Annotated in this window: 10 protein-coding genes and 1 pseudogene; 3 read left to right on the forward strand and 8 right to left on the reverse strand. The window is 60.8% G+C overall.

The annotated features are described in order from the left end of the window. Positions 1 to 82 precede the first annotated feature (82 nt). Positions 83 to 577, forward strand: coding sequence for a hypothetical protein (locus tag PMI35_RS0132770; protein WP_238543180.1), 495 nt, complete (start codon positions 83 to 85; stop codon positions 575 to 577). A 46-nt stretch (positions 578 to 623) separates the two neighbouring features. Here PMI35_RS0132770 and PMI35_RS13940 read toward each other — a convergent pair whose 3' ends face one another. The 8 genes from PMI35_RS13940 to PMI35_RS13905 all read right to left on the reverse strand — a co-directional run bounded on the left by PMI35_RS13940 (position 624) and on the right by PMI35_RS13905 (position 10,392). Next, positions 624 to 1,388: an ABC transporter ATP-binding protein gene (locus PMI35_RS13940; protein WP_008060706.1), complete on the reverse strand. Its 765-nt coding sequence runs from the start codon at positions 1,386 to 1,388 to the stop codon at positions 624 to 626. A gap of 13 nt (positions 1,389 to 1,401) precedes the next feature. Beyond that, positions 1,402 to 2,520 (reverse strand): succinylglutamate desuccinylase/aspartoacylase family protein, encoded by a 1,119-nt coding sequence (locus PMI35_RS13935; protein WP_008060708.1) that lies wholly within the window; start codon positions 2,518 to 2,520, stop codon positions 1,402 to 1,404. Between the two features lie 24 nt (positions 2,521 to 2,544). Beyond that, a complete protein-coding gene (locus PMI35_RS13930; RefSeq protein WP_008060710.1) occupies positions 2,545 to 3,255 on the reverse strand; it encodes an ABC transporter permease in 711 nt (236 codons plus the stop codon). Further along, positions 3,252 to 3,980 carry an ABC transporter permease gene (locus tag PMI35_RS13925; RefSeq protein ID WP_008060712.1) on the reverse strand — a complete coding sequence of 243 codons (729 nt, stop codon included), beginning with the start codon at positions 3,978 to 3,980 and terminating at the stop codon, positions 3,252 to 3,254. The genes PMI35_RS13930 and PMI35_RS13925 overlap by 4 nt, the downstream gene beginning before the upstream one ends. Positions 3,981 to 4,036: 56 nt before the next feature. After that, positions 4,037 to 4,819, reverse strand: coding sequence for a transporter substrate-binding domain-containing protein (locus tag PMI35_RS13920; protein ID WP_008060714.1), 783 nt, complete (start codon positions 4,817 to 4,819; stop codon positions 4,037 to 4,039). Positions 4,820 to 5,036: 217 nt separating this feature from the next. Then, on the reverse strand, positions 5,037 to 6,722 hold the full coding sequence (locus PMI35_RS13915; RefSeq protein ID WP_008060716.1) for an ATP-dependent DNA ligase: 1,686 nt from the start codon (positions 6,720 to 6,722) through the stop codon (positions 5,037 to 5,039). After that, complete coding sequence (locus tag PMI35_RS13910; RefSeq protein WP_008060717.1) at positions 6,719 to 7,750, reverse strand: ligase-associated DNA damage response exonuclease; 1,032 nt, start codon at positions 7,748 to 7,750, stop codon at positions 6,719 to 6,721. The genes PMI35_RS13915 and PMI35_RS13910 overlap by 4 nt, the downstream gene beginning before the upstream one ends. 191 nt (positions 7,751 to 7,941) lie before the next feature. After that, positions 7,942 to 10,392, reverse strand: coding sequence for a penicillin acylase family protein (locus PMI35_RS13905; RefSeq protein ID WP_008060719.1), 2,451 nt, complete (start codon positions 10,390 to 10,392; stop codon positions 7,942 to 7,944). A 227-nt stretch (positions 10,393 to 10,619) separates the two neighbouring features. On the opposite strand from PMI35_RS13905, the gene PMI35_RS13900 reads away from it, so the two are divergent. Both PMI35_RS13900 and PMI35_RS35930 read left to right on the forward strand, forming a co-directional pair. Further along, the gene (locus PMI35_RS13900) at positions 10,620 to 11,279 is read left to right on the forward strand and encodes a peptidase inhibitor family I36 protein (protein ID WP_008060722.1); all 660 of its coding nucleotides are present in this window, start codon (positions 10,620 to 10,622) and stop codon (positions 11,277 to 11,279) included. Between the two features lie 528 nt (positions 11,280 to 11,807). Further along, a pseudogene (locus tag PMI35_RS35930) lies at positions 11,808 to 12,473 on the forward strand (PAS domain-containing protein); the annotation flags it as partial. Between the last annotated feature and the right edge of the window lie 97 nt (positions 12,474 to 12,570).

A 12,570-nucleotide genomic window follows, 5' to 3' on the forward strand; every position in this document is an offset into this window, starting at 1 on the left:
CCACGCCGGCCTGGCAAAGGTTTAATCAAATAAATGGGCCGGCACGTTTCTCGCCGTGCGCTTTTCATATCCGGAAAAAACTGTGTCTATCGTTGAAACCTTTGGGCCGCCAGGCCGTGCTTTTATCGCTGCGCTGTTCGCTCGGCGGCGTTTCGCAAAGGCCGACAGCCAGTCGAAGAATATGAAAAGGAACATTCAGATGAAGTCAGTTCGTGCAGGGCATTTGCGCGCCGATTTGCTCATGGCCAGTGGGCCGCTGGCGTTTCGGGCAGCACCAACGCTGGACTATTTCGAGCAGCCAGGTCTGCGTTGTCTTGGCGCGAATAATGGCCACGACAAAGCGTTTTATGTCTATCTGCCGCAGGATATCGAGAGTGGCAGGTTTGCCCTGGGGCTGTGTGAGCGATCTCCCATGATCATTCATGTGGCGGACGGCTCGGAAGCGGAGCTGTATCGAGGGTCGCTTGATTTGACGGTGGGAGGCGACGCACAGTTTGCCGGAATTTTCAGTGGCCTGGATGCCGACGGTATCGAGGTGGAAAACGGCAGTTTCAGGCTGGAGTACGAAGCACGTTGAGTGACGGAAGCCAGTGAGCCCGGCTCCCGTTTCAAGGGCGGAACGGTTACTTCAGGTTACCGCTGAGGAACTGCTTCAAACGCTCGCTCTTCGGGTTGCCCAGCACATCCTCCGGCGCACCTTCTTCCTCCACCCGCCCCTGGTGCAGGAACAACACCTGGCTCGACACTTTGCGCGCGAAGCTCATTTCATGGGTGACCATGATCATGGTCCGGCCTTCTTCGGCCAGGCCCTGGATCACCTTGAGCACTTCACCCACCAGTTCCGGGTCCAGTGCCGAGGTCGGTTCGTCGAACAGCATCACTTCCGGTTCCATGGCCAACGCGCGGGCAATTGCCACCCGTTGTTGCTGGCCACCGGACAGGAATGCCGGGTACTGATCTGCGACGCGCGCTGGCAGCCCGACCTTGTCGAGGTAGCGTCGGGCACGGTCTTCGGCTTCCTGCTTGCTGCAGCCCAGCACCCGGCGCGGGGCCATGGTGATGTTTTCCAGCACCGTCATGTGGCTCCACAGGTTGAAATGCTGGAACACCATGGCCAGGCGGGTGCGGATTCGTTGCAGTTCATCGGGATCGGCCACGTGCATGCCGTGATGATCCTTGATCATGCGGATGGCCTGGCCGTCGAGGCTCATGGCACCGTCGTTGGGTTGTTCGAGGAAGTTGATGCAGCGCAGGAAAGTGCTTTTTCCGGAACCGCTGGCACCGATCAGGCTGATGACATCGCCCGTGTTGGCCTTGAGCGAAACGCCCTTGAGCACCTCATGATCGCCATAGCTTTTATGCAGGCCTTCAATGGTCAGTTTGTACATGGAGCATGCATCCTCAAGGCGAAAGTAGGTAGCCGCTGCGGTAGGCTTCGACGCCCGCGACGTGGGCGATCACCATTCCGGCCGTGGCCATGCGGCGCAGCGAGCGGGCGTACATCAGGCCGGCGACCGTGCAATGGACAGGTGTGACACGGTCGCTGATCGGGTCAATGATTTCGGCGATCAGTTGCCCGGCTTCCAGGTATTGCCCCGGCAGCGCACTGAACACCAGCAAGCCGCCGACCGGCGTCGCCACAGGTTCCACCCCGGCCAGGGGGGTGGCCGGGTAGGGCAGGTCGGGCAAGGGCGCCGACTCACCGGCAATCGCGCCGAAATCAATCAGGTAATCAATCAGCGCCTGGCTGTCGAGGCTGGCCAGTGGGTGGTTGACGTCGCCCTGGCCGCGCAGTTCGACGGTGACCGAGAAACTGCCCAGGGGAATGTCGAACTGCTCGCCGAAGCGCTCTTTCAACTGCCACCAGAGCAGGGTGAAACACTCATCGAACGACTGACCGCCGGAATCAGTGGCCAGCAGGCTGGCTTGGGAACCGATGTAGCGGGCCAGCGGCTCGACCTGCGGCCAGGCCTCGGGCGTGGTGTACAAGTGGGCGACAGCCTCGAAATCGCAATGCAGGTCCAGCACCATGTCGGCATCGCAAGCCAGCCGTTGCAGGGTCAGGCGCTGGGATTGCAACTGGGTGCTGGCGGTCTGCCGCGCCAATGCCTGGCGCAGGCTGTCGCGGATCAGTTCGAGGTTGTGCTGCGGGTCGTCGCCGAGCTGGCCTTCGATCGCGTTGCCTACCTCTTCGCTCAAATCGACGAACCAGCGGTTGAAGTTCTGCCCGCTTTCGAGCTCATAGCGGCCCAGCGGTACATCCATCAGCACCTGTTCCAGGCCCGCCGGGTTGGCCACGGGCACCAGGACGATTTCGCTGCGCAGGCGGCCGGCGGCTTCCAGCTCCGCCAGGCGTTGCTTGAGGTGCCAGGCCACCAGCATGCCGGGCATTTCATCGGCGTGCAGGGACGACTGGATGTAGATCTTGCCGTTGGCCGGTTGCGGCCCGAAATGAAAACTGTGGATCTGTCGTGTGGTCCCCGGCAGTGGGGCCAGCAGGTCATGTATCTGGTGGCGCATTTGTCTTGTTTCCCGAAGCGGGTCCTAGTGAGTCGGCCCGAGGAAGGCCAGCCATCGGCGTTCGGCGAGGCGGAACAGGCCGACCAGCGCAAAGGTGACGGTCAGGTAGATCAGTGCGGCGATGCCAAACGACTGGAAGGTCAGGAAGGTCGCCGAGTTGGCGTCCCGAGCGACTTTCAGGATGTCCGGGATGGTCGCGGTGAACGCCACGGTGGTCGAGTGCAGCATCAGGATCACTTCGTTGCTGTAATACGGCAACGAGCGACGCAGGGCTGAAGGCATGATCACGTAGGCATACAGCTTCCAGCCTGTCAGGCCATAGGCCTTGGCGGCTTCGACTTCACCATGGGCCATGCTGCGGATCGCACCGGCGAAGATCTCCGTGGTGTAGGCGCAGGTGTTCAGGGCGAATGCCAGGATGGTGCAGTTCATCGCATCGCGAAAGAAACTGTCGAGCACCGGTTGTGCGCGCACGGCGGCCAGGCTGTAGATCCCGGTGTAGCAGATCAGCAGCTGGATATACAAAGGCGTGCCGCGGAACAGGTAGGTGTAGAACTGCACCGGCCAGCGAATGTAGAAGTGCGGTGAAACCCGGGCGATCGACAGCGGAATCGAGACAATGAAGCCGATGAAAATCGACGCACTGAGCAGCCACAGGGTCATGGCCAGGCCAGTGATGTTGTTGCCGTCGCTGTAGAGGAAGGGTTTCCAGTATTCCTGCAGGAGTTCGATCATCGCACGGCCTCCCGGGTACCGGCGGCGTAGCGGCGTTCGAGCCAGCGCAGTATGAAGTTGGAAACACTGGTGATCACCAGGTAGATCAGGGCGGCGAGCACCAGGAAGTAGAACAGTTGGTAGCTGCTTTTACCCGCATCCTGGGCGGCCTTGACCAGGTCGGCGAGGCCGATGATCGACACCAGTGCCGTGGCCTTGAGCATGACCATCCAGTTGTTGCCGATACCCGGCAAGGCATAACGCATCATTTGCGGGAACACCACGATACGGAATCGTTGGCCGCGCTTGAGCCCGTAGGCGGTGGCCGCTTCGACCTGGCCGCGAGGCACGGCGAGGATCGCGCCGCGGAAGGTTTCGGTGAAGTACGCACCGTAGATGAAGCCCAGGGTCAGCACCCCGGCGCTGAACGGGTTGATCTCGATGTATTCCCATTCCATGTAATCGGTGAGTGACGTCAGCCAGGTTTGCAGGCTGTAGAAGATCAGCAGCATCAGCACCAGGTCCGGCACCCCGCGAATCAGCGTGGTGTAGCACTGGGCGAGCAGGCGCAGCAGTTTGACTTTGGACAGTTTGGCACTGGCGCCGAGCAGGCCGAGCAATACGGCCACCAGCAGCGACATCGCCGATAACTTGATGGTCATCCAGGTGCCTTCCATCAGCAGCGGGCCAAAGCCCTTGAGGCTGAAGGCGGAGAGCCCCAGATTTTGCAGGAGGTTTTCGAACATAAATCAGCAACCTGATCGGATGAAAAAAGCGCCCATCGCGGGATGGGCGCCGGGCATTACTTGCCGCTGTACAGGTTCAGATCGCCAAAGTGTTTCTTTTGAATAGTGGCGTAGGTGCCATCATCGTGTAACGCTTTGATACCTTTATCCAAAAGTGCTTTCAGCTCGGTGTTACCTTTCTTAATACCGATCGCCGTCTTGGCTGGCAGCAGTTCGCTGTCGACCGGCTTGCTGATTTCGTAATCGGCACCATTTGGCGACTTCAGGAAGCCCAGTTCGGCTTGCAGCATGTCCTGGATCCCGGCGTCGAGACGACCGGAGGTCAGGTCGGAATACACCTGGTCCTGGTTCTGGTAGGCCTGGGTTTTCACCCCAGCCTTGTCCAGGACGGCCTTGGCATAGGCTTCCTGGATGGTGCCTTGTTCGTAGCCGACGGTCTTGCCCTTCAGCGAAGCGACGTCTGCGGTCACGCCAGAACCTTTCTTGGACACGTAGGCGGTCGGGCCGGAGAACAGCTCGCTGGAGAAGTCGATGACTTTTTCGCGGGCCGGGGTGACGGTCATCGACGAGATCACGCCGTCGAATTTATTGGCCTTGAGGCCAGGAATCATGCCGTCGAAGTCGCTTTCGACCCATTTGCACTTGACCTTCAGCTCGGCGCAGATCGCGTTCCCCAGGTCGATGTCGAAGCCTACCAGGTTGCCGTCGGCCGCTTTCGACTCGAACGGCGCGTAGGATGGGTCAACACCAAAACGCAATTCCTTGTATTCCTTTGCCAGCGCGGAACCGGCTGCCACGCACAACGCCAGTGCAGAAAGGGTCAGCAATGCTTTTTTCATTATTCAATCCCTAAGAACCAATATGAGCGCTTGTGGCGCAGAATTATTGTTACTGGTAAGCGTAAGCCCTAAAGAAAGTAGCAATTTCCGAACCATAGTGCCGAACAAGCGTTTAAAAGGTTTTTTCAAGAAATTGCCGGAGGGGATTAGTGCACGAAAATGGGCGTCATGAAAAGCCCGCACTTTTTTGGATCCGCGCAGCGCTCGCAAGATGCATTCAGCCGAGCAAATCCTGCAAAGTACCCAGGTGATCCGCTTCTTCGACCGATTTGTCCTGGCGCCAGCGCAGCATCCGCGGAAACCGCACCGCAATCCCGCTTTTGTGGCGCTTGGACAAGGCAATGCCCTCGAAACCCAGTTCAAACACCAGGCTCGGCCTGACGCTGATCACCGGGCCGAATTTTTCCACCGTGGTCCTGCGCACGATGTTGTCGACCTGGCGCATTTGCTCGTCGGTCAACCCCGAATAGGCCTTGGCAAACGGCACCAGCGCGCGCTCGCTGGCGTCGGGTGGCGCGTCCCAGACGGCGAAGGTGTAATCGCTGTAGAGACTGGCCCGCCGGCCATGGCCGCGTTGTGCGTAGATCAGCACTGCGTCGACACTGAACGGGTCGACTTTCCATTTCCACCAGACCCCCATGTCCTTGGTGCGTCCGACGCCGTAGAGCGCGTCCCGGGCCTTGAGCATCATGCCTTCGACCCCGAGCCTGCGCGATGCTTCCCGCTGCCTGGCGAGGTCGAACCAGTCTTCGCCGGTCAACAAGGGCGAGGCGAGCAGCAGGGGATTGTTGGCCTGGGCGATCACCTGCTCCAGTTGGCTGCGCCGCCGGCTTTGCGGCTGGTTGCGCCAGTCCGCACCTTGCCATTCCAGCAAGTCGTAAGCGAGGAGAACCACCGGCACGTCATTGAGAATCTTGCGAGTGAGGTTTTTGCGGCCGATGCGCTGTTGCAACAGGGCGAAAGGCTGCACGGAGGGGCTTGCCTCAGGCGGATCGAAGGCATCTTCGGTGCCCGATTGCGTGGCTTTCCAGGCGACGATCTCGCCGTCGATCACAGTGCCGTCGGGCAGGCAGTGGATCAGGCTGTCAAATTCAGGAAAGCGATCAGTGACCAACTCTTCACCCCGGGACCAGATCCACAGGCGCCCCTCGCGCTTGACGATCTGGGCGCGGATGCCGTCCCACTTCCATTCCACCTGCCACTGGCTGGTGGCGCCGAGCAGCGCTTCGAATTGTTCGACCGGTTGTGCCAGGGCATGGGCGAGGAAAAACGGATACGGCTGGCCACCCCTTTGCGCATGCTCGTCGGGGGATTGCTCGGCGATCAACTTCAGGTAGCTGGCGGCACTGGGTCGGTGGGACAGGTCTGTGTAGCCGACCATGCGCTGGGCCACGCGCTTGCTGTCCAGGCCAGCCATGGAGGCCAGGGCCCGGGTCACCAGCAGCTTGGAGACACCGACGCGAAAGCTGCCGGTGATCAATTTGATGCACAGCATCAGGCTGGGGCGATCCAGTTGCGACCAGAGAACGGGCAGGCGTTCGGCGAGCACCTGCGGGGATTCGCCGCGCAATGGCAGCAGTTTGTCTTCGATCCACACCGCCAGGCCGTCGCTGGAGCGGTAGGGCATCTCGGGCAGCACCAGGGAAATGGTTTCCGCCAGATCGCCCACCGCCTGGTAGCTTTCTTCGAACAGCCACGCTGAAAGTCCGGAATAGGCGACTGCCAACTCACGCAGGACGCGCACCGGCACCAATTGCCTGGGGCGTCCTCCGGACAGAAAGTACACCGCCCACGCGGCATCTTCCGGTGCGGCCTGGGCAAAATAATCTTGCATTGCCGCCAGCTTGGCGTTGCTCGACGTGGTGGCGTCGAGCTCGGCGTACAACTGGGCAAAAGCCTTCATGACAGCGCCTCGACGCTCTCGGCCTCGGCCGTCGAGGCTTCCTCGTCGTCACCGTACTCGGTACGAAAGCCCTGGGCATCGAGGCCTTGTTCACGCAGGTGGCGCACCAGCACCGCGACCGAACCGTGGGTGACCATCACCCGTTCTGCTCCCGTCTGTTCGATGGCCCAGAGCAAGCCCGGCCAGTCAGCGTGATCGGACAACACGAAACCACGATCCACACCGCGACGCCGACGCGTTCCGCGCAAGCGCATCCAGCCGCTGGCGAAACCGTCGCTGTAGTCACCGAAGCGGCGCATCCAGGTGCTGCCACCGGCCGAAGGTGGAGCGATTATCAGAGCCTTGCGCAGGATCGCATCGCTTTTCTTGAAGTCACCGGCGTAGAGCGTCGGTGGCAGCTCTATCCCGGCCTCACGATAGACACGGTTCAGCGGTTCGACCGCGCCATGCGCCAGGATCGGCCCGAGGCTGGCATCGATGCCGTGGAGAATGCGCTGGGCCTTGCCGAAGGAATAGCAGAACAGCACGCTGGCTTTGTCTTGCGCGGCATTGGCCTGCCACCACCGATTGATCTCGGCAAAGACCTGCGCCTGCGGCTGCCAGCGATAGATCGGCAGGCCGAATGTCGATTCGGTGATGAAGGTGTGGCAGCGCACGGGCTCGAAAGGGGCGCAGGTGCCATCGGGTTCGATCTTGAAGTCCCCTGACGCCACCCAGACTTCCCCGGCATATTCCAGGCGCACCTGGGCCGAGCCGAGGACGTGGCCGGCGGGGTGGAAACTCAGGGTGACGCCGTGATGCCGCAGCCGTTCGCCATACGCCAGGGTTTGCAGGTTGATGTCCTGGCCCAGTCGCGCGCGCAGAATTCCTTCACCGGGCGCCGCCGCCAGATAGTGCTGGTTGCCGCTACGGGCGTGGTCGCCATGGGCGTGGGTGATGACCGAGCGCTCGACTGGCCGCCATGGATCAATGTAGAAATCGCCGGCGGGGCAATACAAGCCTTCGGGACGCGCGATGACAAGGTCCACGTTGTTATCCAGGTGGAGGGGCTTGTTAGCTAGGAGGCTGGCGCGGGGGGAGAAGTTCTATCGGAGTTCAATGGGGAAACGACTGTGGGAGCGAGCCTGCTCGCGAAAGCGGTGTGTCAGTCAGCATGGATGTTGACTGACAGGGCCTCTTCGCGAGCAGGCTCGCTCCCACATTGGTTCAGTGTCGATTGTTACTTTCCAGGCGTCAGAGTCAGCCGCTTGGTTCCATACACCCTGTCAAAGTTCTCCGGCTGCATCGGCAGGCTCTGGTACTGCCCCTTCAGCCACGGCTCGATACCGTTGAGGTAGTTCGGGCTGGCCGGGTTGCCGGACTGGCCGGTGGCGATCTGGCCCATCAACGGTTCGGGCTGGCCGAAGTCGACGATCAGGCGCATGGCCGGCACTCGCGTGGTGTTGAAATCCTGGCCCACGGCGTACGCGGCGGTGTTGAGGGTGGTGTGGTCGCCGCCGGCCGGCTGCGGACCGCGCACCGTCTGGCCGCTGGCGTTCTTCCACTCATAGCGGTGAAGTTTGCCCCACTGCCAGGCTCTGTGATCGCCGCCCAACTGACTGTCGCCAGCGGTGATCGCCGCGGCCAGGCTGCGGGCGAGGATCGCCGGCTTGTCTTCCTTCTGCGCGGTGTGCACATCATCCCAGAACGGACTGTCTTCACGCCCCAGCAAGTGATCGGCCTGCGCCGCGTAAGACAAGGCGCCATTGGCGATGAACGCTTGCCACGCCGGGCTGCCTTGCGGTCCCAGTTCATCGAGGAAAATCTGCCGGGTGCTTTCCTGCAGGAACAACTGGTAAATCGCAGCGTCTGCGGAGGTCGGGGCGAGTTTGCCGTCAAACGCCATCAAGCGGGTCAGGGCCTCGCGGGCCTTGCCACGATCTGCCACAGGCAACGCCTCGATGGCCTGCTTGAGCGGCTGTGACATGCCCGGTGCTTCGAACATTTTCTTCAGTTTGGCGGCGAATGTCGTGGTCTGGTCGTATTGCATGGCGATCAGGCTACGGGTGTCGTGTTTGCCCACGCCAGCCAGCTCGGCCAGGCGCTCGCCACGTTCCGGTGCCGACCAGGAATTGGACAGCTGCATGCCATAGCCATGGGGAATGACCCGCTGGTTGGCGGTGCCGAGCCAGCCCTGGGCCGGGTCCTGATCGTAGGGGTGCAGCATCGGGTCGGCGTAACCGTCCCAATCGTAGCGTCCCTCCCAGCCAGGCGAGGGCAGCAGGCCTTCGCCTTCGCGGCGGTTCGGATAGCGGCCGGTGACTTGCCAGCCAATGTTGCTGGCATCGGCAAACACCAGGTTCAGGGCGATGGCGCGAATTTCACGGCTGGCGTCCGAAGCTTTCTCGACGTTCTGCGCCCGGGACAGGTCAAAGAAGGCGTCGAGGCTCTTGTCGTCGGTAAAGCTCGGTGTTTGCAAAGCCAAACCAAAACCGCTGCCCTGGGCCAGGCTTTGGGCACTGTTGAGCAGGGGGCCGTGGCGGGTTTCGAACACGGCTTCGCGTATCGGCCGCTGGCCTTTGACGAAGTAGGTTTCGTTGCGCACGATCGCCGGCTGCCACTTGCCGGCATTTTCGTAGGAGAGCCCGTTGCCCTGGCGTTTGATTTTTTCCAGGAACAGGTCCTGGTTATCGCCCATGACGCTCGTCATGCTCCAGGCCACTTTGCCGTTGAAGCCGCCCAGGATCATCGGCAAGCCGGCGACGGTCACGCCGGAAGCCTGATACTTCGGTGCGCGGATCTGCACGTAGCTGAACAGCGCCGGCACCCCCATCGGGCCATGGCTGTCGCTGGCCAGCAGGCTTTTGCCGCTGCGGCTGCGTTGCGGGGCAATGGCCCAGTTGTTCGATGAAGTGGCGCCCAGCAGATTCAGCTCGGACAGTTGGCCGGTGGCCTTGCTGATGTCAGCCAGACCCGGAACCTGCCCGCTAAGCTTGATGCCTTGCAGCTTTTCACTTTCGCCCAGCGGCAGTTTTTCATCCGGGGCCGATGGCGTCAGCCACGGCAGTTTGTCGCTGGTGACGGTCTGTGCCAGCACCAGCGAGGCAATTTCCTCGGGCAGGTTGGCTGACTGACTGAAGTTGAGCAGGCAGAAAATCAGCGCCGAATCTTCCGGCTTCCAGTACTCGGGCTTGTACCCGGTGGCGACCAGGTCGGCAGGCAGCTTGTCGCGGTAGCGGAACAGATAGGCGTTGACCCCGCGTGCATAAACTTCGAAGAAGCGCTTGAGCCGCGGTGAAGCGGCCTTGTACAACTCGCCGGCGCTTTTCTTCAGGTTGACCGCGCGCATATAGCGGTCAGCGTCTAACAGGTCCGCCCCCTGCATCTCGGCCAATCGGCCCTGGGCGAGCAACCGCAGGGTGACCATCTGCGTGATGCGGTCACTGGCGTGCACATAGCCCAGGGCAAACAGTGCGTCGTGGAAAGTGCTGCTTTCGATCAACGGCATGCCCATGGCATTGCGTCGCACCGAAACGTTCTGCGCCAGGCCTTTGAGCGGCTCTACGCCAGAGGTGGGCGGAAGGGTGTCCTGGGTATTGAAGCTCTGACAACCGGTCAGGCTCAAGGCTCCCGCCACTGCTGCGGCAACGCCGAACCGGGGTAGAAAATGTGAAAGGGCTGGCGAGGCCATGGCAAAGCTCCTGCGGGGTAAAGGCGGCGGCGCGCGATAAAGGCGCTACGTTAGTGAGCAGGAGGGGGCCACGCAAGCGGGACGCGGGGTTATTTCAAGAATCGGCCGGATGGCGCCATCCGTCGAGCCTGTTATTTCTGACAGTAGACAATAAAAGGTGCCGAAGGGACTCTGGTTTCCTGCTCACGCTGAATGGGCTCAGCGTGCCTGGTGAACGGGGTCTCTACATGAACCGCAAATGGCTGGTGGGTGTCGTGGCAATCTGCCTCGGTATCGGCGCACTGTTCTTTTCGGCGAAACAGGCGACGCTCAAGCGCAGTCCTTATGCCTTGTTTGAGCCGCCCATGACGATTGAGCAAAAAGCCCTGGTGCAACGGCAAATTGACCGACAACTCATTTCAAAGTCCGGAGGGCATCAAGTCAGCGCTACCCAAGTGACTTACGACGAGGGGGCCGTCGTGCTGGCCTTCCCTGTGCCCGGCGACGCAGGTCAGTCAGACCGCACCTGTGACTATGGTTACATCTGTCTCTGGAGCGCCGCGGATTTTGCGGGCAGGAAGTTGTCATTGCTCAGTTCTGCGAAAAGCCGGCCCGTCGATCTGTCCGACTACGGTATGAGCGCAGAGGTCTCCTCCTGGCAGCACAACAACAAGGCCGGCTCGGTAAAGATCTTCGGTGTGGATGGGCCTGGCGCCAGGGGCAACATGGTGATGAGCAATATCAGGGAGGTGATCCTGGTCAAGGGCTGTTGTCCGTTCAGTATTCCCGAGGATACCCGCGTCATCGACACCTGGACGGAGATCAACTCCCAGAGCCGACTGACCGGAAACAACGACCGGATCATGAGCATCGCGTTTGCGCCCATGTTCATGTTGTTTGCCCAGTAGAAGAGCCCGCTGGCGCCCGGCCCCGCTGAACCGATTTTGTCCTCAATACTGGCCGACTAGTGGCCTTGCAAGCCGCAGGCCCGTGGCTATGCTGACGTCTAACCAGCCATGCCGACCGTTATCGCCGGCTGTGGATCATCGAGCCAAGCTGCCAGAGTGCGCAACCCAAGGCACCGACACACTTGCAGGGAGTTGTCCGGAAATGGAGTTCGCTTATGAGCACGTTAGGGCTGGCCCGACCCCGGGCTATCAAGAGAAGGATGTCTTGATGAGAGTGTCGCGATAAGGACCCCTCCGATCGAACATCACCTATCACCTGATTGGTTCCTCCTCCTTGGAGGAACGCGTGTGCCTGTTCTGTTGAACGTAGTGGTGGATTTGAAAGATCAGCAACTTTCATAAACGCGCATAGGTGGTACGACCATGTTTAACTTGCATCACAAGGCTGACCTGCTGGAAATCGAACGTTTCAGCTGCGCGCTGACTGAAGCCAACGCCAAGCTGGCTGCTGTCAGCCGGTCTATGGCGATGATCGAATTCACCCCCGATGGCATCGTCCTCGAAGCCAACGAGAATTTTTGCAACGCCATGGGTTACAGCGCCGATGAAGTGCGCGGCAAACACCATCGGATATTCTGTGAAGAGGCGTTTTACCGCAGTGAAGAGTACGCCAAGTTGTGGCGTGATCTGGCCCGCGGCGAACCGATCAGCGGCACCTTTCTGCGCCTGAACAAGAGCGGCAAGGAGATCTGGCTCGAAGCCAGCTACATGCCGGTGTTCGGCCCGGACCGGCAGGTGCGCAGCGTAATCAAGGTGGCCACCGACATTTCCACCCGGATTCATCAGGAACACGAAAACCAAAGCAGGCTCGCCGCCCTTGGCCGCTCCATGGCGGTGATCGAGTTCACCCCCGAAGGCCGGGTGATCACGGCCAACGAAAACTTCCTGAAAACCACGCAGTACTCACTCCATGAAATCGTCGGTCAGCATCACAGCCTGTTCTGCCATCGCGCCGAGGCGGAATCCCAGGGCTACAGGAATTTCTGGGCCTCGCTGAACCGCGGCGAATATCACTCCCATCGTTTCGAGCGCAAGAACAAGCAGGGTCAGACGATCTTCCTGGAAGCCTCCTACAATCCGCTGTTCGACGCCAAGGGCCGCCTGTACAAAGTGGTCAAGTTCGCCAGCGACATCACCCATCAAATGACTACTCTGCAAACCGCTGCGGATTCGGCCCACAGCACCTCGGTGCAAAACGACGCTTGCGCGCGCAAGGGCTCCGAGGTGGTGC

Origin of the sequence: Pseudomonas sp. GM78 (genome assembly GCF_000282475.1) — a bacterium.
GTDB lineage: Bacteria > Pseudomonadota > Gammaproteobacteria > Pseudomonadales > Pseudomonadaceae > Aquipseudomonas.

Bases quoted from the DNA above. Each gene is read 5' to 3' on its own strand.
- PMI35_RS13935 (WP_008060708.1), bottom strand. From the start codon at position 2,520: ATGCGCCACCAGATACATGACCTGCTGGCCCCACTGCCGGGGACCACA.
- PMI35_RS13930 (WP_008060710.1), bottom strand. From the start codon at position 3,255: ATGATCGAACTCCTGCAGGAATACTGGAAACCCTTCCTCTACAGCGAC.
- PMI35_RS13925 (WP_008060712.1), bottom strand. From the start codon at position 3,980: ATGTTCGAAAACCTCCTGCAAAATCTGGGGCTCTCCGCCTTCAGCCTC.
- PMI35_RS13915 (WP_008060716.1), bottom strand. From the start codon at position 6,722: ATGAAGGCTTTTGCCCAGTTGTACGCCGAGCTCGACGCCACCACGTCG.
- PMI35_RS13940 (WP_008060706.1), bottom strand. From the start codon at position 1,388: ATGTACAAACTGACCATTGAAGGCCTGCATAAAAGCTATGGCGATCAT.
- PMI35_RS13920 (WP_008060714.1), bottom strand. From the start codon at position 4,819: ATGAAAAAAGCATTGCTGACCCTTTCTGCACTGGCGTTGTGCGTGGCA.
- PMI35_RS13905 (WP_008060719.1), bottom strand. From the start codon at position 10,392: ATGGCCTCGCCAGCCCTTTCACATTTTCTACCCCGGTTCGGCGTTGCC.
- PMI35_RS13900 (WP_008060722.1), top strand. From the start codon at position 10,620: ATGAACCGCAAATGGCTGGTGGGTGTCGTGGCAATCTGCCTCGGTATC.